We start from the raw sequence: 19,417 nt of genomic DNA, 5'->3' as shown, positions 1-19,417 counted from the left end.
AGGGCCCAGGAAACGAGAAAGGCACCATGACCACGCTGTATCGAGGCGCCAAGCTGCTCGGCGCCGACCCCGTCGACGTGCTCGTCGCCGGAACCACGATCGCCGAAGTCGCCCCGGCCGGATCCGTCTCCGTCGACGGCGTGGAACGCGTCATCGACGTCGAGGGCCTCGTGCTCCTGCCCGGCCTCGTCGACCTCCACACGCACCTGCGCGAACCTGGCTTCGAGTCGAGCGAGACGGTGCTCACCGGCACCCGCGCGGCGGCGTTCGGCGGGTACACGACGGTGTTCGCCATGGCGAACACCTCTCCGGTCCAGGACACGGCGGGTGTGGTCGAGGCGGTCGCCGCGCTCGGTCGCGCCGCCGGATACGCCGATGTCCGGCCCATCGGGGCCGTGACGGTCGGGCTCGAAGGCGAGCAGCTCTCCGAGATCGGCGCGATGGCGCAGTCGAACGCCGGCGTCCGCGTGTTCTCCGACGACGGCAAGTGCGTCTTCGATCCGCTCATCATGCGTCGCGCCCTCGAGTACGTGAAGGCGTTCGGCGGAGTCGTCGCCCAGCACGCCCAGGACCCTCGCCTCACGGCAGGGGCCCAGATGAACGAAGGGGCGCTCTCGGCCGAGCTCGGCCTCGGCGGGTGGCCGGCGGTGGCCGAATCGTCGATCATCGCGCGCGACGCACTGCTCGCCGATCACGTCTCCTCACGCCTGCACGTCTGCCACGTCTCCACCCGCGAAGGTGTGGATGTCGTGCGGTGGGCAAAGACACGCGGCATCGACGTGACCGCTGAGGTCACGCCCCACCACCTCCTCCTCACCGAGGAGCTCGTGCGCGGCTACGACGCCCGGTTCAAGGTCAACCCGCCGCTTCGGACGCAGGATGACGTGCTCGCGGTGCGAGAAGCGCTGGCCGACGGCACGATCGACATCGTCGCCACCGACCACGCGCCGCATCCCGTCGATGCCAAGGAGACCGAGTGGGACCAGGCCGCGATGGGCATGGTCGGGCTCGAGTCCGCCCTGCGCGTCGTGCAGCACACCATGATCGACACGGGCGCGCTCAGCTGGGCGGACGTGGCGCGGATCATGTCCGAGACTCCCGCTCGCATCGGGGGCGACTCCGCATCTGGACGCCCCGTCGCGGCCGGCGAGCTCGCCAACCTCGTCTTCTACGACCCAGCCCCGACGGCTGACTTCACGACGGCCGCACTCGGAGGCAAGAGCATCAACTCGCCATTCCTCGGCATGCCGCTGCCCGGCCGGGTCGTGCACACCGTCTACCGCGGAACCCGCACGCTCGACGACGGCGTCCTCCTCTCGGCCGAAGGTGCGGCCGCCGCCGCCCGAGCGCGCGAGCAGGAACTCGCCTGATGGACGACCGCGTACTCCCCGCCGCCCTCACGATCGTCGCGTTCCTCGTCATCGTCGCGCTCATGTGGCTCGGCTGGCGACGCCGGACACGGGCGCAGGCCGGCATCGCCACGCCCCTGAGCCCCCCGCAGTCGACGGAGCAGCCGCTCGGGCACTGGCACGACGTGCACTACGTGTCGACGAGCCGCACGGGTGACACCCTCGACCGCATCGTCGTCCCGCCGCTCGGATTCCGGGGGCGGGCTGAGGTGACCGTGCTCCGGGAAGGACTCGTCGTGCGCATCGCAGGCGAACGAGCCTTCTTCATCCCCGCGGCAGACATCGAGGCCACCATCGACGGCACCGTCACGATCGACCGAGTCGTCGAGAACGGCGGGCTCACGATCATCCGGTGGCTCCTGCCCGGCGACGACGCAGCGAGCGACCGCGTGAGCGTCGAGACCTCCCTCCGAGTTGTCGACGCCACCGCGCGAGAACAGCTCAAGACCGCGCTGCACTCGCTGCAGCGAACACCAGCCCCCACGACCGAGGAGTCCTCATGACGCCACCAATTCCCGCCGTGCTCGTCCTGGAGGACGGGACGCGATACGAGGGCGACGCGTACGGCGCCGTCGGCGAGACGCTCGGCGAAGTCGTGTTCTCGACCGGCATGACCGGCTACCAGGAGACGCTGACGGACCCGAGCTACGCAGGCCAGATCGTCGTCCAGACCGCCCCGCACATCGGCAACACCGGGGTCAACGCGGAGGACATGGAGTCGCGCCAGATCTGGGTCGACGGCTACGTCGTCCGCGACCCCTCCCGCGTCGTCTCGAACTGGCGCTCCGAGGACACGCTCGAGAACGCCCTGACCGAGACCAGCATCGTCGGCATCGCCGGCGTCGACACCCGTGCGCTCACGCGACGCATCCGCAGCGAGGGCTCGATGCGCGGCGGGATCTTCTCCGGCGAGGCGGCCTCGGCCGACGAGACCACGCTGCTCGAGAAGGTGCGTTCGCAGCCGAGCATGGCGGGCCGCAACCTCAGCGACCGCGTCTCGACGCCGGAGCCCATCGTGCACCCGTCGACGGCCGACGAGCGGATCGGCTCCGTCGCCATCATCGACCTGGGCATCAAGACGGCCACGATCAAGGCGCTGGCCGAGCGTGGCTTCGACGTGCACGTGCTGCCGCACGCCACGACCATCGACCAGCTCCGCGAGCTCGCCCCCACCGCCGTCTTCTACTCCAACGGGCCGGGCGACCCTGCATCCAGCGACGCGCACGTGGAGCTGCTGCAGAACGTCCTCCGCGACGGCACACCGTTCTTCGGCATCTGCTTCGGCAACCAGCTGCTCGGCCGTGCCCTCGGCTTCGACACGTACAAGCTGCCCTTCGGCCACCGCGGCATCAACCAGCCCGTCGTCGACACGTTCTCCGGCCGCATCGAGATCACCGCCCAGAACCACGGCTTCGCCGTCCAGGCTCCACTCGACGGCCCCGTCGAGACGCCAGCCGGCTTCGGCCGCGCGCAGGTCAGCCACATCGGCCTCAACGACCAGGTCGTCGAAGGCCTCCGCTGCCTCGACATCCCGGCGTTCAGCGTGCAGTTCCACCCAGAGGCGGCGGCGGGCCCCCACGACTCGGCCCCGCTCTTCGACCAGTTCAGGGAGATGGTGCGCGAGCACCTCGCCACCTCATCCACCCCCACCAACGGCCAGGAGAACGCGTAAGCATGCCAAAGCGCACAGACATCTCGAGCGTCCTCGTCATCGGCTCGGGACCCATCGTCATCGGCCAGGCGGCCGAGTTCGACTACTCGGGCACGCAGGCCTGCCGCGTGCTCCGCGAGGAGGGCGTCCGCGTCATCCTCGTGAACTCGAACCCCGCGACGATCATGACCGACCCGGACTTCGCCGACGCCACGTACGTCGAGCCGATCACCCCGGACATCATCGAGTCGATCATCATCAAGGAGCGCCCTGACGCGATCCTCCCCACCCTCGGCGGGCAGACGGCGCTCAACGCGGCCATCGCGCTCCATGAGGAGGGCATCCTCGAGCGTCACGGCGTCGAGCTCATCGGCGCGAAGGTGGACGCGATCCGCCGCGGCGAGGACCGCCAGATCTTCAAGGACCTCGTCATCGAGGCCGGCGCCGAAGTCGCGCGCTCCCACATCGCGACGAGCGTCGAGCAGGCGATCGGCTTCGCCGAGGACCTCGGCTACCCTCTTGTCGTCCGTCCCTCGTTCACCATGGGCGGCCTCGGCTCCGGCTTCGCCTACAACGAAGAGGACCTGATCCGCTTCGTCGCCGACGGCGTGCAGTCGAGCCCGACGGGCGAGGTGCTCCTCGAGGAGTCGATCCTCGGCTGGAAGGAGTACGAGCTCGAGCTCATGCGCGACACCGCCGACAACACGGTGGTCGTCTGCTCGATCGAGAACGTCGACCCCGTCGGCGTCCACACGGGCGACTCCATCACGGTCGCGCCCGCGCTCACGCTGACCGACCGCGAGTACCAGCGCCTCCGCGACATCGGCATCGCGATCATCCGACTCGTGGGCGTCGACACCGGTGGATGCAACATCCAGTTCGCCATCGACCCCTCGAACGGTCGCATCATCGTCATCGAGATGAACCCTCGCGTGTCCCGCTCGTCGGCGCTGGCGTCCAAGGCGACGGGCTTCCCGATCGCGAAGATCGCGGCGAAGCTCGCCATCGGCTACCGCCTGGATGAGATCCCCAACGACATCACGAAGGTGACGCCCGCGAGCTTCGAGCCGACGCTCGACTACGTCGTCGTCAAGGTGCCCCGCTTCAACTTCGAGAAGTTCCCGGCCGCCGACACGACGCTGACGACCACCATGAAGTCGGTCGGCGAGGCCATGGCCATCGGTCGCAACTTCTCGACCGCGCTGCAGAAGGCACTGCGCTCGCTCGAGAAGCGGGGATCGTCGTTCACGTGGGCTGCAGACGAGGTCTCCGTCGAGGAGCTCCTCGAGACGATCAAGATCCCGACCGACGGCCGCATCGTCAACGTGCAGCGCGCGCTCTGGAAGGGTGCGACGCCGGAGCAGATCTTCGAATCCACGGCCATCGACCCCTGGTTCATCGACCAGATCGTGCTCATCAACGAGGTCGCGGCCGAGATCAGCTCCGCAGACGTCGTCGACGCCCGCCTGCTCCGGCACGCGAAGCGCCACGGCTTCTCCGACGCCCAGATCGCGGAGCTCCGCGGGAGCCGCGAGGACGAGGTCCGCGCGATCCGCCACAACTTCGGAGTCCGCCCGGTCTTCAAGACCGTGGACACGTGCGCCGGTGAGTTCCCGGCCTTCACGCCGTACCACTACTCGAGCTACGACCAGGAGTCCGAGGTCACGCCGAGCGACCGCCGCAAGGTGATCATCCTCGGCTCGGGCCCGAACCGCATCGGTCAGGGCATCGAGTTCGACTACTCGTGCGTGCACGCGTCGTTCGCGCTCTCGGACGCCGGCTTCGAGACCATCATGATCAACTGCAACCCGGAGACGGTCTCCACCGACTACGACACGAGCGACCGCCTCTACTTCGAGCCGCTCACGCTCGAGGACGTCCTCGAGATCGTCGAGGTCGAGCGCGGTGCCGGCGAGCTGCTCGGCGTCGTCGTCCAGCTCGGCGGCCAGACTGCGCTGGGACTCGCGAAGGGGCTCGAGGCGGCTGGCGTCCCGATCCTCGGCACGAGCCCAGCAGCGATCGACCTCGCCGAGGAGCGCGGGCTCTTCTCCGGCGTCCTCGACCGCGCCGGCCTGATCTCGCCGGAGAACGGCACCGCGACCGACCTCGACGGCGCCCTCGATGTCGCCACGGGCATCGGCTACCCGGTGCTCGTGCGCCCCAGCTTCGTGCTCGGCGGACGCGGGATGGAGATCGTGTACGACGCAGAGCAGATGCAGGACTACTTCTCGCGCATCGAGGGTCAGGCGATCGTCGGACCCGCTCATCCGCTGCTGGTCGATCGGTTCCTCGACGAGGCCACGGAGATCGACGTCGACGCCCTGTTCGACGGCGACGAGCTCTACATCGGCGGCATCATGGAGCACATCGAGGAGGCCGGCATCCACTCCGGCGACTCGGCGTGCACCCTGCCTCCTGTCACTCTCTCGAGCGCTGTCCTGGACAACGTGCGCGACGCGACCCTCGCCATCGCCCAGGGCGTCGGCGTCCGTGGCCTGCTCAACGTGCAGTTCGCGCTGTCGGGCGGCAAGCTGTACGTGCTCGAAGCCAACCCGCGCGCCTCCCGGACCGTGCCCTTCGTCTCGAAGGCCCTCGGTACGCAGCTCGCGAAGGCCGCCGCCCGTGTCATGACGGGGGTCTCCATCGCCGAGCTGAAGGCCGAGGGACTCCTCCGCGACCAGGACGGCACGCACCAGCCGGCCTCGAGCCCCGTCGCCGTGAAGGAGGCAGTGCTTCCCTTCAAGCGCTTCCGCACGAAGGACGGACGCATCGTCGACTCGCTGCTCTCGCCGGAGATGCGCTCCACCGGCGAGGTCATGGGCATCGACACCGACTTCCCGACCGCATTCGCCAAGAGCCAGCTCGCGGCCTACGGCGGCCTGCCGAAGTCCGGCACCGTGTTCGTCTCGGTCTCCGACCGCGACAAGCGCGCGATCGTGCTTCCTGTCGCGAAGTTCGTCGAGCTCGGGTTCTCGATCGCGGCCACCGAGGGCACAGCTGCCGTCCTCGCGCGCCACGGCATCACCGCCAAGGTCGTCGGAAAGTTCACTCCGGATTCGCCCGACGGCACCACTCCCGGCCAGGACCGCAATATCGTGGACATGATCCACGGGGGAGAGGTCGACATGGTCATCAACACCCCATCGGGCCGCGCGTCACGGGCCGACGGCTACGAGATCCGCACGGCGGCAGTCTCCGCCGACCTGCCCATCTTCACCACGATCTCGGAGCTGTCCGCCGCTGTCGGTTCGCTCTCCGCGCTGCGAAGCGGATTCACGGTGACGAGCCTGCAGGAGTACAACACCCAGAGGGGGGACAGCTAGTTGACTGAGGCGTTCGCGGCGCGTGCTGGAGGGAGCGGGTTCGGAGCCCGACTCCAGCACGCCGTGGAGAACCGGGGCAGGCTGTGCATCGGCATCGATCCGCATGAGTTCCTGCTCGACGCGTGGGGGCTGCCGAACACCGCGGCGGGTGCCAGGGAGTTCGGACTCCGCGTCGTCGAGGCATCGGCGGAGCGCGTCGGCGTGATCAAGCCGCAGATCGCGTTCTACGAGCGATTCGGCTCCAGCGGATTCGCGGCGCTCGAGTCCGTGCTCGGCGCCGCGCGGGAGGCGGGCCTGCTCGTCATCGCCGACGTCAAGCGCGGGGACGTCGGCACGACCCTCGAGGCCTACGCCAAGGCGTGGCTCGACGAGGGCTCGCCGCTCGAAGCGGACGCCATGACCGTGAACCCCTACCAGGGCTTCGACTCCCTCGCCTCGGCGCTGGAGCTCGCCGACCGTCTCGGCAAGGGACTCTTCGTGCTCGCCGCCACCTCGAACCCGGAGTCGACCTCGATCCAGACGGCCCGCCGAGACCGCGGCTCCCAGCTCGGCGAGACCGTCGCCGGGGGAGTCGCGAAGCGCGCGGCCGCCTGGAATGCCGAGCACACGACCGGCGCGCTCGGCTCAGTCGGCGTCGTCCTCGGCGGCACGGTCGACTTCGACCTCCTCGGCGTCGACCTCGCGATGCTCGGCGCCTCACCCCGGACCCCGATCCTCGCCCCAGGCTTCGGCCACCAGGGTGCCGAGTTCGCGCGCATCAAGGAGACGTTCGGCGCAGCAGCTGAGTCCGTCATCGTCAACGTCTCACGCAGTGTCCTGGCCGCGGGGCCAAATGGCATCGCCGACGCCATCGACCAGCAAGCCGCTGAGCTGGAGGACGCCCTCTCATGACCCAGGTCCCACCTCCGGTCGATCGCGTCGCCGCGTCGCGCGCGGCGGTCCTCGCACGCCAGGCTCGCGCTGAGGTCAAACGCGCCCTTGCGAACGGAACCCGCTCGCCGATCTCCGTGCTCGACGCGAGCCAGTCCGCAGAGCACGCCGCCGAGCACTCCCTCCGCGTGACGCAGTTCCTGCTCAGCATCCCGCACATCGGAGCCACGAAGCAGGCGCGCATCCTCGAAGAGCTCGCGATCTCGCCCTCAAAGCGCCTCGGTGGCCTCGGCCGCAACCAGCGCATCCGTCTCCGCTCGTTCCTGGAGGAGCGGCTGGGCGCGCAGACCGGCAACAGTCGTCTCGTCGTGCTGGCCGGCCCCACGGCGGTCGGCAAGGGCACCGTCGCGAACTACATCCGAGAGCACTACCCGGAAGTCGAGCTCTCGGTGTCCGCCACGACGCGTGCCCCGCGTCCCGGTGAAGTCGACGGCGTGAACTACCACTTCCACGACGACGAGGGCTTCGACCGGCTCGTCGCCGACGAGCAGCTCCTCGAGTACGCCACCGTGCACAACGCCTTCAGATACGGAACCCCGCGCGGACCCATCGACGACGCCATCTCCTCGGGACGCTCGGTCCTCCTCGAAATCGACATTCAGGGCGCAAGACAGGTCCGATCGCGCATGCCAGAGGCTAGACTGGTATTTTTGTTGCCTCCGAGCTGGGACGAGCTCGTGCGGCGCCTCGTCGGGCGCGGCACGGAATCGGCCGAAGAACAGGCTCGGCGCCTCGAAACCGCGAAGGTCGAACTCGCCGCCCAGGACGAGTTCGATGCACTGGTCGTCAACGACTCCGTGCCTGAGGCTGCGGCACGCGTAGTCGAACATCTGGGACTGAACAAGGAGCACGCATGATTGAGAAGCCAAAGGGCATCATCGACCCGCCCATGGACGAGCTGCTGCAGCGAGTCGACAACAAGTACCAGCTGGTCATCTTCGCATCGCGTCGCGCGCGTCAGATCAACGACTACTACTCCGACCTGCACGACGGAGCGATCTACCAGAATGTCGGCCCGCTGATCGACTCCTCGATCGACGACAAGCCCCTGTCGATCGCGCTGCACGAGATCAACGAGCAGAAGATCGTCATGGTCGAGGCTCGCCCGCTCGAGACCCCAGACGACGTCATCGTGTTCGATGACGAGATCAACTTCGAAGACGACGCCCCTCAGGCATAGCACGACCGTGAGCGAGACCGCCGGCGCGCATCCGGCTGACCACGGGACCGACGCGTCCGACGGCCAGCCGATGCGCGTCGTCGTCGGTGTGACCGGCGGCATCGCCGCCTACAAGGCCGTCCAGGTCATCCGCGACCTCGTCCTCCTCGGTCACCACGTCGACGTCGTCCCCACGGAGTCCGCGCTGCGATTCGTGGGCCGTCCGACGTTCGAAGCCCTCTCACGCAACCCCGTGCGAACGGACGTCTTCGACGACGTGGCCGAGGTGAGGCACGTCGCATTGGGTCAGCAGGCCGACGTCATCGCAGTGGTCCCGGCCACCGCGAACTCCATGGCGAAGATCGCCGCTGGGCTCTCCGACGACCTGCTGGGCACGACCATCCTCGCGTCGACGGCTCCGCTCATCCTCGCCCCGGCCATGCACACCGAGATGTGGCTCAACCAGGCGACACAGGCCAATGCGGCGCGGCTCGATGCACGCGGCGTCGTCCTCGTCGGGCCTGCCGAGGGTCAGCTGACGGGCAACGACTCGGGCCCGGGACGCCTCGCCGAGCCCAGTGAGATCGTCGCGACGATCCTGAGCGCCGGCCGCGGCGAGCGACGCCGTCGCAGGGACGCCGAACTCGCCAGCGATCTCCGAGGCAGGCGGGTCCTCATCACCGCCGGCGGCACGCGCGAGCCGCTCGATCCTGTCCGGTTCATCGGCAACCGATCGAGCGGACGGCAGGGCTTCGCGCTCGCCGAGCGGGCACTCGCCCGTGGCGCGGAGGTCACCCTCGTGGCGGCCAACGCCGAGGTCCGCCCGCCCGACGGCGTCAAGCTCGTCACGGTCTCGAGCGCCCAGCAGCTCGCGCAGGCCTGCGCCGAGATCGCCCCACGACACGACGTCATCATCATGGCCGCCGCAGTTGCCGACTACCGTCCGGTCACCGTGGCGGAGGGCAAGATCAAGAAAGAGCAGGCTGGCGAGGAGCTGACGCTCACGTTCACTCGCAATCCCGACATCCTGCAGGATCTCGCCTCCGCCCGCGGCAGCGAGCAGGTCATCATCGGCTTCGCCGCGGAGACAGAGACGGACGACGCGGCACTGCTCGAGCTCGGTCGCGCGAAGATCGCTCGCAAGGGGTGCGACTACCTCGTCGTGAACCGGGTCGGCTGGAACCTCGGATTCCAGTCGGACGAGAACTCGATCTTCGTCCTCTCAGCGTCCGGCGACGTTGTCTCGCGTCACACTGGCGACAAAGTGTCGGTGGCCGATGCCATCCTGGACCTGCTCGTCAACGTCTAGCCGTACCGGCCGGTCCAAACCGTCCGGCCGCAACTTCACCGCAAGGGGTTCTTCTTGTCTACGCTTCGCCTGTTCACCTCGGAGTCGGTCACCGAGGGTCACCCTGACAAGATCTGCGACCAGATCTCCGACCGCATCCTCGACGACCTCCTCGCCCAGGACCCGGCTTCACGTGTCGCGGTAGAGACACTCGTCACGACCGGCCAGGTGCACGTCGCCGGGGAGGTCACGACCAACGCCTACTCGGACATCGCGGGCATCGTCAGGCGCACCATCAGCGAGATCGGCTACACGTCGAGCGATGTCGGCTTCGACGGCTCGTCGTGCGGTGTCTCGATCTCCGTGGGCGAGCAGTCGCCGGAGATCGGCGAGGGCGTCACGACCTCGCTGGAGCACCGCTCTGAGAGCTCGGAGGACGAGATCGCCAAGCAGGGCGCCGGCGACCAGGGCATCATGTTCGGCTACGCGACCCGAGAGACGGACGCGCTCATGCCGCTTCCGATCCACCTCGCCCATCAGCTCGCCCAGCAGCTCGCCGCGGTGCGCAAGTCCGGCGAAGTCGCCTACCTGCGGCCCGACGGCAAGACCCAGGTCACGGTCGGCTACGAGGGAAGCGTGCCGCGTTCCATCGAGACGGTGGTCCTCTCGACCCAGCACGACCCGGGCCTCGAGCAGGCACAGATCCGGGAGGACGTCATCGCGCACGTCGTGCGGCCCGTCCTGGAGCGGAACGGCTTCGCGGGGGCCGAGCCCACCTTCCTCGTGAACCCGTCTGGCAGCTTCATCGACGGAGGCCCCCGCGCCGACGCGGGTCTCACGGGGCGCAAGATCATCGTCGACACCTACGGCGGCATGGCCAGGCACGGCGGTGGGGCGTTCAGCGGCAAGGACCCGTCGAAGGTCGACCGCTCTGCCGCCTACGCCATGCGGTGGGTCGCGAAGAATGCCGTCGCGGCCGGGCTCGCGGATCGACTCGAGGTCCAGATCGCCTACGCGATCGGCAAGGCCGAGCCTGTGGGACTGTACGTCGAGACGTTCGGCACCGGCGCCGTCGCGGATGGCAAGATCATCGCGGCGATCCTGAAGACCTTCGACCTCCGCCCCGGTGCGCTTGTCGATGACCTCGATCTCCGCCGCCCCATCTACGCGCAGACCTCGGCGTACGGGCACTTCGGACGCGAGCTGCCCGACTTCACGTGGGAGCGCACCGACCGGGCTGAGGAGCTCCGCCAAGCGGCAGGCCTCTGATCAGCCGACTCACCATGAACGACACGCTTCCGCGGGTCGCGCGAGTTGTCGTCGCCTCGCCGCTCCCGCAGCTCGATCGGGAACTCGAATACGAGATCCCGATCGAGCTGCGCGAGCGGATCGGCGTCGGCATGCGCGTCGCGGTGCCGCTTCGCACCTCGAACCGCCAGCTGCAGGGGTTCGTGGTCGCGCTCGAGCAGGCGGCCGAGTACGGGGGGAAGCTCGCCTCGATCACCGAGCTCGTCTCGATCGCTCGCGTGCTGACCCCCGAGATCGCCGGGCTCGCACGAGCGGTTGCGGACCGGCAGGCGGGATGTGCGGCCGATGTGCTGCGCCTCGCGATCCCGGCCCGGTCCGTGCGCGTCGAGCAGCGGTGGCTGGAAGCACAGGCGGCGCGAGACGACACGGACGACCAGGCGGCGCCGGCCAGCACCGAGGATCAGGCCTCGGCAGACCAGGCCGCAACTTCGGTCGCGGCGCAGCCCACCCCCGCAGTCACCGCCGTGCTCGAGGACCCCGAGGCCGCGCTTGTGCCCATGTACGGCGCGGACGCGGCTGCGCTCCTTGCGAGGGGCTCGGCAGCGAGGCTCGCAATCGATGCGCCCGTCGGCGTCGATGCTGGCGTGCCCCGCTCGCTCTTCGCTCTCGCGGCCGTGGCCGCGGCGAGGGTTCGTGCGGGGGAGTCCGTCATCCTCGCCGTCCCGGACTACCGAGACGTCGAGCTCGCGCTGAAGGCCCTCGGACGATTCCTCGAGACGTCCCGCATCCGCCGCCTCGACACGCGGGCCAAGCCCGCCGAGCGGTACGCCGCGTTCCTCGCCTGCCTCTATGACACCCCGGGCGTCGTCGTCGGGACGAGAAGCGTCATCTACGCCCCGGCGTCGCGCCTCGGCGCAGTGCTCGTGTGGGACGACGGAGACGAGAGCTTCACCGAGCAGCTCGCCCCCTACGCGAGCACGCGCGACGTCGCCCTGCTGCGAGCAGAGCGGGAGTCGCTCACGCTCGTGTTCGCCGCTCACACGCCGAGCCTCGAGGTCGCGCGTCTTGTCGGCATGCACTGGCTCACGCCCGTGCCGCTGGCCCGGCCAGAGGCCCCGAAGGTCATCTCGGGGAGCCAGGCGCTCGCCGAGGAGACGCCAGCCGCGCACGCTCGCATCCCAGCCCTCGCGTGGCAGGAGGCACGACGTGCACTCGAGCACGGGCCCGTGCTGCTGCAGGTCGTCAGGGCCGGCTACATCCCGAGTCTCAGCTGCGCCAGGTGCCGCACGCCAGCTCGTTGCACCGTCTGCGGCGGGGCGCTCGAGTTCGCGCGTCCGTCCGCGCCGCCGTCGTGCCGGGTGTGCGACGCCCTCCACCCCGAGTGGCAGTGCCCCGAGTGCGGAGACAAGCGCCTTCGCAACACCTCGCTCGGAGCCGAGCGGACCGCCGAGGAGCTCGGTCGTGCGTTCCCCGGCACGCGCGTGGTCGTGGCCGACGGAGCGTCAGAGACGGTGTCCATCGACGACCGCCCCTGCCTCGTCGTCGCGACACGAGGAGCTGAGCCCGTGCCGACTTCCGGCTACGCCGGCATCGTGCTGCTCGACACGGAGCGCTCCCTCGCGCAGGAGCGACTCGACGCGGGCGTCGATGCGCTCCGCGGGTGGTCGAACGCCGCCGCGCTCGCGCACCCGAACGCCAAGGTGGTCATCGTCGGCGGTGAGACACCAGCCGCGCACGCCCTCCGCACCTGGCAGCAGCCCGAGTACGCGACTCGTGAACTGTCCGAACGACGCGAGCTGCACTTCCCACCGGCCGTGCGCGTCGTCGCACTGACGGGAACTGACGAGGAAGTTCGTCGGGCCCTCTCAACCCTCGAGGCGGTGCCAGAGCTCCAGCCGGGCGGCGCGCTGCAGGTCCTCGGACCGACGCCACAGGAGGTCGGGAGCAGGGCCGTCATCAAGTTCGGCTATGCGCTCGGCACGCCACTCGCGAAAGCGCTCAAGAGCGAGCTCGTGCGTTCGGCCACCAGCAGGCGCCCGCGGGTCGCCGGCAGAGGAGGCGGCCACGCGTCGACCCTGCGCGTACGATTTGACCCGCCGGGGATCTTCTGACCCTCGTCCCAGCTCCACGTTCCACACAACCTCGAGAGGCACCAGCTATGCGGCTCGTCTTCGCCGGCACACCCACCACCGCCGTCCCCAGCCTCGATGCGCTGGTCGACGACGGCCACGAGATCGTGGCTGTGCTGACGCGCGACGATGCGAAGGTCGGTCGGTCCAGGGCGCTGACGCCGTCCCCGGTGGCTGCCCGCGCCCACGAGCTCGGGCTGCATGTCATCAAGAGCAACCGGATGACGCCTGAGGTGACGGAAGAGCTCACGGGGCTCGGGGCCGAGCTCGGGGTCATCGTGGCCTACGGCGCCCTCATCGACGCTGCGACCCTGACGGCGCCGTCGCTCGGCTGGATCAACCTGCACTTCTCCCTCCTCCCCGACCTCCGCGGCGCCGCCCCGGCCCAGCGCGCCGTGATGCGAGGCGACACCACCACCGGCATGACCATCTTCCAGCTCACCGCCGGGCTCGACGAGGGGCCGATCTTCGCTGTGCAGCACTCCCCGATCGGCGAAGAGGAGACCGCTGGCGACCTCCTGGAGCGTCTCGCGGGGGAGGGCGCGGCCTTCCTCACCCGGACCGTCGGCGCCATCTGCTCCGGAACGCTGAGCGCCGAGCCGCAGACTGGCGAGGCGACCTTCGCGCCGAAGCTCGGCAAGCACGACTCGATCATCGACTGGGCGGCTCCCCTCGACCTCGTCGAAGCCCACATCCGCGGAGTCACTCCAGAGCCAGGAGCGGTGGCCCAGGTCGACGGACAACCGCTGCGCATCCTGCGCGTGGCGCGCCCTGATGTGGCGGCGGACGCGCCCACGCTCACTCCCGGCCAGCTCGGTGCGGTCGGCAAGGACGTCTTCGTGGGCACGGGAACCGGCCCGCTCCGGCTGCTCTCCGTGCAGCCGGCGGGAAAGAAGCCGATGCCTGCCAGAGACTGGCTCCGCGGCCGCCGCGACGCAGCGACGCTGGTGCTCGCATGAGCCCCGCAGGAGCTGGTGGCCGCGGCGGCAGCCCCTACCAGGGACGGCGGCGACCAGATCAGCCTCCGGCCGGGCGCGGAGTGACTCGCTCACGCCAGGTGGCGTTCGAGGTGCTGAGGGCCGTCGACGAGGACGACGCCTACGCGAACCTGCTGCTTCCGCATCGCATCTCGGCGGCGCGGCTCTCGCCGTCCGACGCGGGGCTCGCCACGGAGCTGACCTACGGCACGCTCCGACGCAGGGGGACCTACGACGCCATCATCGCGGAGGCCTCCGGTCGCGACATCCGGGACATCGACCCACCTCTCCTCGACGTGCTGCGCCTGGGAGCGCACCAGCTGCTCAGCATGCGCACACCGAGCCACGCGGCGGTCAACGAATCCGTCGAGCAGGCCGCGCGCATCGCGTCCCGCGGTGCCTCTGGCTTCGTGAACGCGATCCTGCGCAAGATCTCCCGCACGGACCTCGACGACTGGCTCGACCAGGTCTCCGAGGGCCTGACCGAGGAACGGGCGCTCGCCGTCCGAAACTCGCATCCGGACTGGATCGTGCGCGCGCTCCGCGATGCCCTCACCGCGGAGCACCGCGGCGACGAACTCGCGGCGAGCCTCGCCGCCAACAACGAGTCGCCTGCGGTCAGCATCGTGGCACTGCCAGGATTCGACACGCCGGATGAACTCGTCGCGTCCAACCCCGACCTGCTGGTCCCGGGTCGCGTCTCACCGCGCGGCCTGACGCTCGCGTCGGGCGACCCCTCGTGGGTGCCGCAGGTCAAGGCCGGGCGCGCCCGCGTGCAGGACGAGGGCTCGCAGCTCGTCACGCTCGCGCTGCTCGAGGCGGAGCCCGTGCGGGCGGGGGAGCGCTGGCTCGACATGTGCGCCGGCCCCGGTGGCAAGGCAGCCCTGCTCGCCGCAAGCGCCACGGAGCTGCAGGCGAAGCTGACGGCCAACGAGCTCGTGCCGGCGCGCGCTGGGCTCGTGCGCGCCGCCCTCGCACCCCTCGCGGCCCCCGTCACCGTCACGAACGAGGACGGCCGCGCCTTCGCAGACACGCACCCGGGCACATTCGATCGCGTGCTGCTCGACGCACCCTGCACGGGCCTCGGCGCGCTACGTCGCCGACCGGAGGCGCGATGGCGCAAGCAGAGCAGCGACGTCGCCGAGCTCGTCCAGCTGCAGGAGGAGCTGCTCCAAGCAGCACTCCTCGCCGTGCGACCGGGCGGGATCGTGGCCTACGTCACCTGTTCGCCGCACCAGGCGGAGACGACGGCCGTCGTCCGCCGAGCAGTTCGACTCTCGGGCGCGGAGGTGCTGGACGCGGCGGCCATCGTGACGCGCGCATCGCACGCTCCCGATCTCGATCTCGGAGCCCGCCCTCTCGGCGACGGCACGCTCGTGCAGCTGTGGCCGCACCGCCACGGCACCGACGCGATGTTCCTGGCACTGCTGCGTCGTGCGCCTGCCGCGAATCCCGACGAGCAGACGACGCGGACCCCGTAGGATCGGCCCGTGAACGCGCGCATCAACCCCAGCATCCTGGCCGCCGACTTCGCGAACTTCGAGCGTGATCTCAACCTGATCTCCACTGCTGACGCGGCCCACGTCGATGTCATGGACAACCACTTCGTCCCGAACCTCACGTTCGGGCAGCCGATGGTCGAGCGCCTGCAGGAGATCACTCCCGTCCCGCTCGACCTGCACCTCATGATCGAGGACCCGGACCAGTGGGCACCGCAGTTCGCCGAGATGGGGGTCTTCTCGGTGACGTTCCACGCGGAGGCTGCGACAAGCCCAGTGACGCTCGCGAGAAAGCTCAGGGAGCGAGGGGCGCGAGCCGGAATCGCCATCAACCCGGCAACCCCGCTGAGCGCCGTCGAGGAGATCCTTCCCCATTTCGACCAGCTGCTGATCATGACCGTCGAGCCAGGCTTCGGCGGACAGTCCTTCATGGCGGACATGATGCCGAAGCTCGCCAAGGCCGACGCGCTGCGGCGCGCACACGGCCTGGAGACCTGGCTGCAGGTCGACGGAGGGATCTCCCTCGACACCATCGAGCTCGCGGCGGCGAACGGGGCGGACACGTTCGTCGCAGGATCCGCGGTCTTCCGAGGCGACCCCGGCGAGCAGATCGCCGCGCTGCGCGCCGCGGCGACGGCGGCTGGGCACGCGCACTGACCGGCAAGCGACTACGCTGTGCCTGTGAAATCCTTCGACACGCTGTTCGCAGAACTCTCCGAGAAAATCAGCTCCCGCCCCGAGGGTTCCGGGACGGTCCGAGAGTTCGACGCCGGCGTTCATACGATCGGGAAGAAGATCGTGGAGGAGGCCGCCGAGGTCTGGATGGCCGCGGAATACGAGAGCGACGAGGAGACAGCCGAGGAGATCTCGCAGCTGCTCTACCATCTGCAGGTCCTCATGCTGGCCAAGGGCCTCACCCTCGACGACGTCTACAGCAAGCTCTAGGCAGCAGGACCCGGCCAACGCTCCAACCAGCGCGCACGAGCCAGCGCAGCACGCGCGCCGCTGAGACGGCGCCCCGGGTGCACACCCGGCGCCGCGCATCCACCCCCGACGCACACTTCCAGAACCAAGGACGTTCCCACAATGCTTCGCATCGCCGTGCCAAACAAGGGCATGCTCGCCGAGACGGCCAACGAAATGCTTCAGGAGGCCGGATACCGCGGCCGCGGTGACAGCCGAGAGCTCGTCGCCATCGACCCCATCAACGACGTCGAGTTCTTCTACCTGCGCCCGCGCGACATCGCGACCTACGTGGGGTCCGGTGTCCTTGATGCCGGCATCACCGGCCGCGACTTCCTCCTGAACACCGAGTCGGCCGCCAAGGAGGTGCGGGCGCTCGACTTCGGCGACTCGACCTTCCGCTTCGCGGGGCCAGCCGGGGAGTTCACGGACGTGAACCAGCTGCAGGGCAAGCGCGTCGCGACGAGCTACACGGGTCTCCTGGGGTCCTGGTTCGCTCGGGCCGGCATCGAAGCCGAGCTCGTGCCGCTGGAGGGCGCCGTGGAGTCGGCCATCCGCCTGGGCGTCGCTGACGCCGTCGCCGACGTCGTGTCAACCGGTGGGACGCTGCGCAAGGCCGGCCTCGAGGTCTTCGGCCCCGTGATCCTCGAGTCGACCGCCGTGCTCATCTCCACGCCCGAGAAGGAGCACGCAGCGAGGCGTCTCCTCGGTCGCCTGGACGGGGTGCTCGTCGCGCGCCGCTACGCGATCATGGACTACGACATCGAGTCCTCGAAGCTCGACGCGGCCCTCGCCATCACGCCCGGCTTCCAGTCGCCGACGATCTCGCCCCTGCGCGACTCCGACTGGGTCGCCGTGCGCTCGATGGTCCCACAGAACGAGCTCAACCAGGTCATGGACCGGCTCCAGGACGCCGGTGCGAAGGCCATCATCGTGACGGCCCTGCAAGCCGTCCGGATGTGATCTCGATGACCGCCTCATCCTCCACGCAGAAGTCGACCGGCCTCGCGACGCGTGTCATCCCCTGCCTGGACGTCGCAGCGGGGCGCGTGGTGAAGGGGGTGAACTTCCTCGACCTCCAGGACGCCGGTGACCCGGTCGAGCTCGCCGCCCGCTACGCAGAAGAGGGCGCGGATGAGCTCACGTTCCTCGACGTCACGGCTTCGACGGAGGGGCGGGGCACAACCTACGACCTCGTCACCCGCACGGCGGAGCAGGTCTTCATCCCCCTCACCGTCGGGGGTGGCGTGCGCAGCGTCGAGGATGTTCGCGTCCTGCTGGCGTGCGGCGCGGACAAGGTCGGCGTCAACTCGGCGGCCATCGTCCGCCCCTCGCTCCTCGACGAGATCTCGTCGACCTTCGGCAACCAGGTGCTCGTGCTGTCGCTGGACGTCAAGCGCTCCGCCTCGACCGAGTCCGGGTTCGTCGTGACGTCGCATGGAGGCCGCACCGACACGGGCATCGACGCGCTGTCCTGGGCCAGTGAGGCCATCGAACGCGGCGCGGGGGAGCTCCTCGTCAACTCGATGGACGCCGACGGCACCAAGGCCGGTTTCGATCTGGAGCTGACGAGACTCGTCCGCGAGATCTCCCCGGTCCCGGTCATCGCCTCAGGCGGTGCCGGAGCGCTCGAGCATTTCGCGCCGGCCGTGGAGGCGGGCGCTGACGCGGTCCTCGCTGCGAGTGTCTTCCACCACAGGCAGTTCACGATCGGCGAGGTCAAGGACTCCCTGGCCGCGGCCGGGGTCACCGTGAGGAGGAGCGTCCGATGAGCACCGCCAGCTTCCCTGTGCCCTCCGAGCAGCTCGACCAGATAGTGGCCAGGACCTCCTTCGACGACCGCGGGCTCGTCCCCGTCATCGTCACGCAGCACGACACCCGCGAGGTGCTCATGCTCGCCTACATGAACGAGGAGTCGCTCCGCATGACGCTCACGGAGGGCCGGGTCGTGTACTGGTCCCGGTCGCGCGCTGAGCTGTGGCGCAAGGGCGACACCTCGGGCAACACGCAGCGGCTCGTGAGCTTCGCACTCGACTGCGATGCCGACACGATCCTCATCCGCGTCGACCAGCACGGCCCTGCCTGCCACACCGGCACGCGGACGTGCTTCGACGGCGACCAGCAGGCCCTGGACTTCGAAGCTCATGAGCGCGCCTGACGCCGCCGGAAAGCGAGGCAAGCGCACGGCGCTGATGTCGATCGTCGTCGGCGCCGGGCTGGCGATCCTCGCGTGGTCACAGGCGTGGTTCTCGTTCGACCTCGTCCTCGGACCGGAGAGCTACAGCGGTGAGGTCCGCGGAGACGTCGCAGCTCCCGCCGTCATGGCGCTCGCACTCGCCGCGCTTGCCGTGCTCGCCGCGCTGGCGCTGGCTGGCCTCATCTTCCGCTATGTTCTCGGCGGCCTGCTGACGCTCGTCGGCGCCGTCCTCGTGCTGCAGTCGTTCATCGCGGTTGGGAACCCGGCTCCGGCGATCGCGCCGGAGGTGACGGCGGCGTCCGGCCTCGCGGGGGAGCAGACGATCGCGGACGCGGTCGCGGCCGGCACGGTGACGGTCACGTTCTGGCCTTGGCTCGCGGTTCTCGCGGGAGCGATCCTCGTGCTCGCGGGCCTCGCCGTCATCACCACGGCTCGCAGATGGCCGACCGGGGGACGCCGCTTCACGACCACCTCGCTCGAGCCCGCGGATGCGACTGCGGGCGGCGACGATGAGCCGGCCGCCGCACCGGCTGTCGCACCGACCGACAGCGACCGGCGGGTCGAGCAATGGGATGCGCTCAGTCACGGGGACGATCCCACCGACACCGGTGGCACACGAGCATCCAGCTAGACTTACCCAAGCG

At 69.5% G+C, this 19,417-nt stretch carries 18 protein-coding genes; all 18 read left to right on the top strand.

Annotated elements, in window-relative coordinates:
- The first annotated feature begins 26 nt into the window (after positions 1 to 26).
- The 18 genes from C5B97_RS10245 to C5B97_RS10155 all read left to right on the top strand — a co-directional run bounded on the left by C5B97_RS10245 (position 27) and on the right by C5B97_RS10155 (position 19,404).
- The gene (locus tag C5B97_RS10245) at positions 27 to 1,370 is read left to right on the top strand and encodes a dihydroorotase (protein ID WP_104311959.1); all 1,344 of its coding nucleotides are present in this window, start codon (positions 27 to 29) and stop codon (positions 1,368 to 1,370) included.
- The gene (locus C5B97_RS10240) at positions 1,370 to 1,912 is read left to right on the top strand and encodes a hypothetical protein (RefSeq protein WP_104311958.1); all 543 of its coding nucleotides are present in this window, start codon (positions 1,370 to 1,372) and stop codon (positions 1,910 to 1,912) included. The genes C5B97_RS10245 and C5B97_RS10240 overlap by 1 nt, the downstream gene beginning before the upstream one ends.
- Positions 1,909 to 3,081 (top strand): glutamine-hydrolyzing carbamoyl-phosphate synthase small subunit, encoded by a 1,173-nt coding sequence (gene carA, locus C5B97_RS10235; protein WP_104311957.1) that lies wholly within the window; start codon positions 1,909 to 1,911, stop codon positions 3,079 to 3,081. Before C5B97_RS10240 ends, carA begins: the two co-directional genes overlap by 4 nt.
- A gap of 2 nt (positions 3,082 to 3,083) precedes the next feature.
- Positions 3,084 to 6,383: a carbamoyl-phosphate synthase large subunit gene (carB, locus tag C5B97_RS10230; protein ID WP_104311956.1), complete on the top strand. Its 3,300-nt coding sequence runs from the start codon at positions 3,084 to 3,086 to the stop codon at positions 6,381 to 6,383.
- Positions 6,384 to 7,274, top strand: coding sequence for an orotidine-5'-phosphate decarboxylase (gene pyrF, locus C5B97_RS10225; RefSeq protein WP_104311955.1), 891 nt, complete (start codon positions 6,384 to 6,386; stop codon positions 7,272 to 7,274). It abuts the gene before it with no gap.
- Positions 7,271 to 8,170 carry a guanylate kinase gene (gmk, locus tag C5B97_RS10220; RefSeq protein ID WP_104311954.1) on the top strand — a complete coding sequence of 300 codons (900 nt, stop codon included), beginning with the start codon at positions 7,271 to 7,273 and terminating at the stop codon, positions 8,168 to 8,170. The genes pyrF and gmk overlap by 4 nt, the downstream gene beginning before the upstream one ends.
- Positions 8,167 to 8,493 carry a DNA-directed RNA polymerase subunit omega gene (rpoZ, locus tag C5B97_RS10215; RefSeq protein WP_068484449.1) on the top strand — a complete coding sequence of 109 codons (327 nt, stop codon included), beginning with the start codon at positions 8,167 to 8,169 and terminating at the stop codon, positions 8,491 to 8,493. The genes gmk and rpoZ overlap by 4 nt, the downstream gene beginning before the upstream one ends.
- A gap of 70 nt (positions 8,494 to 8,563) precedes the next feature.
- Complete coding sequence (coaBC, locus tag C5B97_RS10210) at positions 8,564 to 9,781, top strand: bifunctional phosphopantothenoylcysteine decarboxylase/phosphopantothenate--cysteine ligase CoaBC (RefSeq protein WP_104312579.1); 1,218 nt, start codon at positions 8,564 to 8,566, stop codon at positions 9,779 to 9,781.
- A gap of 54 nt (positions 9,782 to 9,835) precedes the next feature.
- Complete coding sequence (gene metK / locus C5B97_RS10205) at positions 9,836 to 11,029, top strand: methionine adenosyltransferase (RefSeq protein WP_104311953.1); 1,194 nt, start codon at positions 9,836 to 9,838, stop codon at positions 11,027 to 11,029.
- A gap of 14 nt (positions 11,030 to 11,043) precedes the next feature.
- Positions 11,044 to 13,119, top strand: a complete 2,076-nt coding sequence (locus C5B97_RS10195; RefSeq protein ID WP_146080784.1) for a primosomal protein N' — start codon at positions 11,044 to 11,046, stop codon at positions 13,117 to 13,119.
- 47 nt (positions 13,120 to 13,166) lie between these two features.
- Positions 13,167 to 14,096 (top strand): methionyl-tRNA formyltransferase, encoded by a 930-nt coding sequence (gene fmt, locus C5B97_RS10190; RefSeq protein ID WP_104311950.1) that lies wholly within the window; start codon positions 13,167 to 13,169, stop codon positions 14,094 to 14,096.
- Positions 14,093 to 15,595: an RsmB/NOP family class I SAM-dependent RNA methyltransferase gene (locus C5B97_RS10185; RefSeq protein WP_104311949.1), complete on the top strand. Its 1,503-nt coding sequence runs from the start codon at positions 14,093 to 14,095 to the stop codon at positions 15,593 to 15,595. Before fmt ends, C5B97_RS10185 begins: the two co-directional genes overlap by 4 nt.
- A 9-nt stretch (positions 15,596 to 15,604) precedes the next feature.
- A complete protein-coding gene (gene rpe / locus C5B97_RS10180; protein ID WP_104311948.1) occupies positions 15,605 to 16,270 on the top strand; it encodes a ribulose-phosphate 3-epimerase in 666 nt (221 codons plus the stop codon).
- A gap of 24 nt (positions 16,271 to 16,294) precedes the next feature.
- Positions 16,295 to 16,558: a phosphoribosyl-ATP diphosphatase gene (locus C5B97_RS10175; RefSeq protein ID WP_068484501.1), complete on the top strand. Its 264-nt coding sequence runs from the start codon at positions 16,295 to 16,297 to the stop codon at positions 16,556 to 16,558.
- 141 nt (positions 16,559 to 16,699) lie between these two features.
- Positions 16,700 to 17,539, top strand: coding sequence for an ATP phosphoribosyltransferase (gene hisG, locus C5B97_RS10170; RefSeq protein ID WP_104311947.1), 840 nt, complete (start codon positions 16,700 to 16,702; stop codon positions 17,537 to 17,539).
- A 5-nt stretch (positions 17,540 to 17,544) separates the two neighbouring features.
- Positions 17,545 to 18,348, top strand: a complete 804-nt coding sequence (hisF, locus tag C5B97_RS10165; RefSeq protein WP_104312578.1) for an imidazole glycerol phosphate synthase subunit HisF — start codon at positions 17,545 to 17,547, stop codon at positions 18,346 to 18,348.
- A complete protein-coding gene (hisI, locus tag C5B97_RS10160) occupies positions 18,345 to 18,734 on the top strand; it encodes a phosphoribosyl-AMP cyclohydrolase (protein ID WP_104311946.1) in 390 nt (129 codons plus the stop codon). The genes hisF and hisI overlap by 4 nt, the downstream gene beginning before the upstream one ends.
- Positions 18,721 to 19,404, top strand: a complete 684-nt coding sequence (locus tag C5B97_RS10155) for a Trp biosynthesis-associated membrane protein (protein ID WP_181026970.1) — start codon at positions 18,721 to 18,723, stop codon at positions 19,402 to 19,404. Before hisI ends, C5B97_RS10155 begins: the two co-directional genes overlap by 14 nt.
- The last annotated feature ends 13 nt before the right edge of the window (positions 19,405 to 19,417 follow it).

Origin of the sequence: Pseudoclavibacter sp. RFBB5, assembly GCF_002931555.1 — a bacterium.
In the GTDB taxonomy this organism is placed as follows: Bacteria; Actinomycetota; Actinomycetes; order Actinomycetales; family Microbacteriaceae; genus Pseudoclavibacter.
The sequence above is the reverse complement of the archived record's forward strand: the minus strand, read 5'-3'. Positions and strand labels throughout refer to the sequence as shown.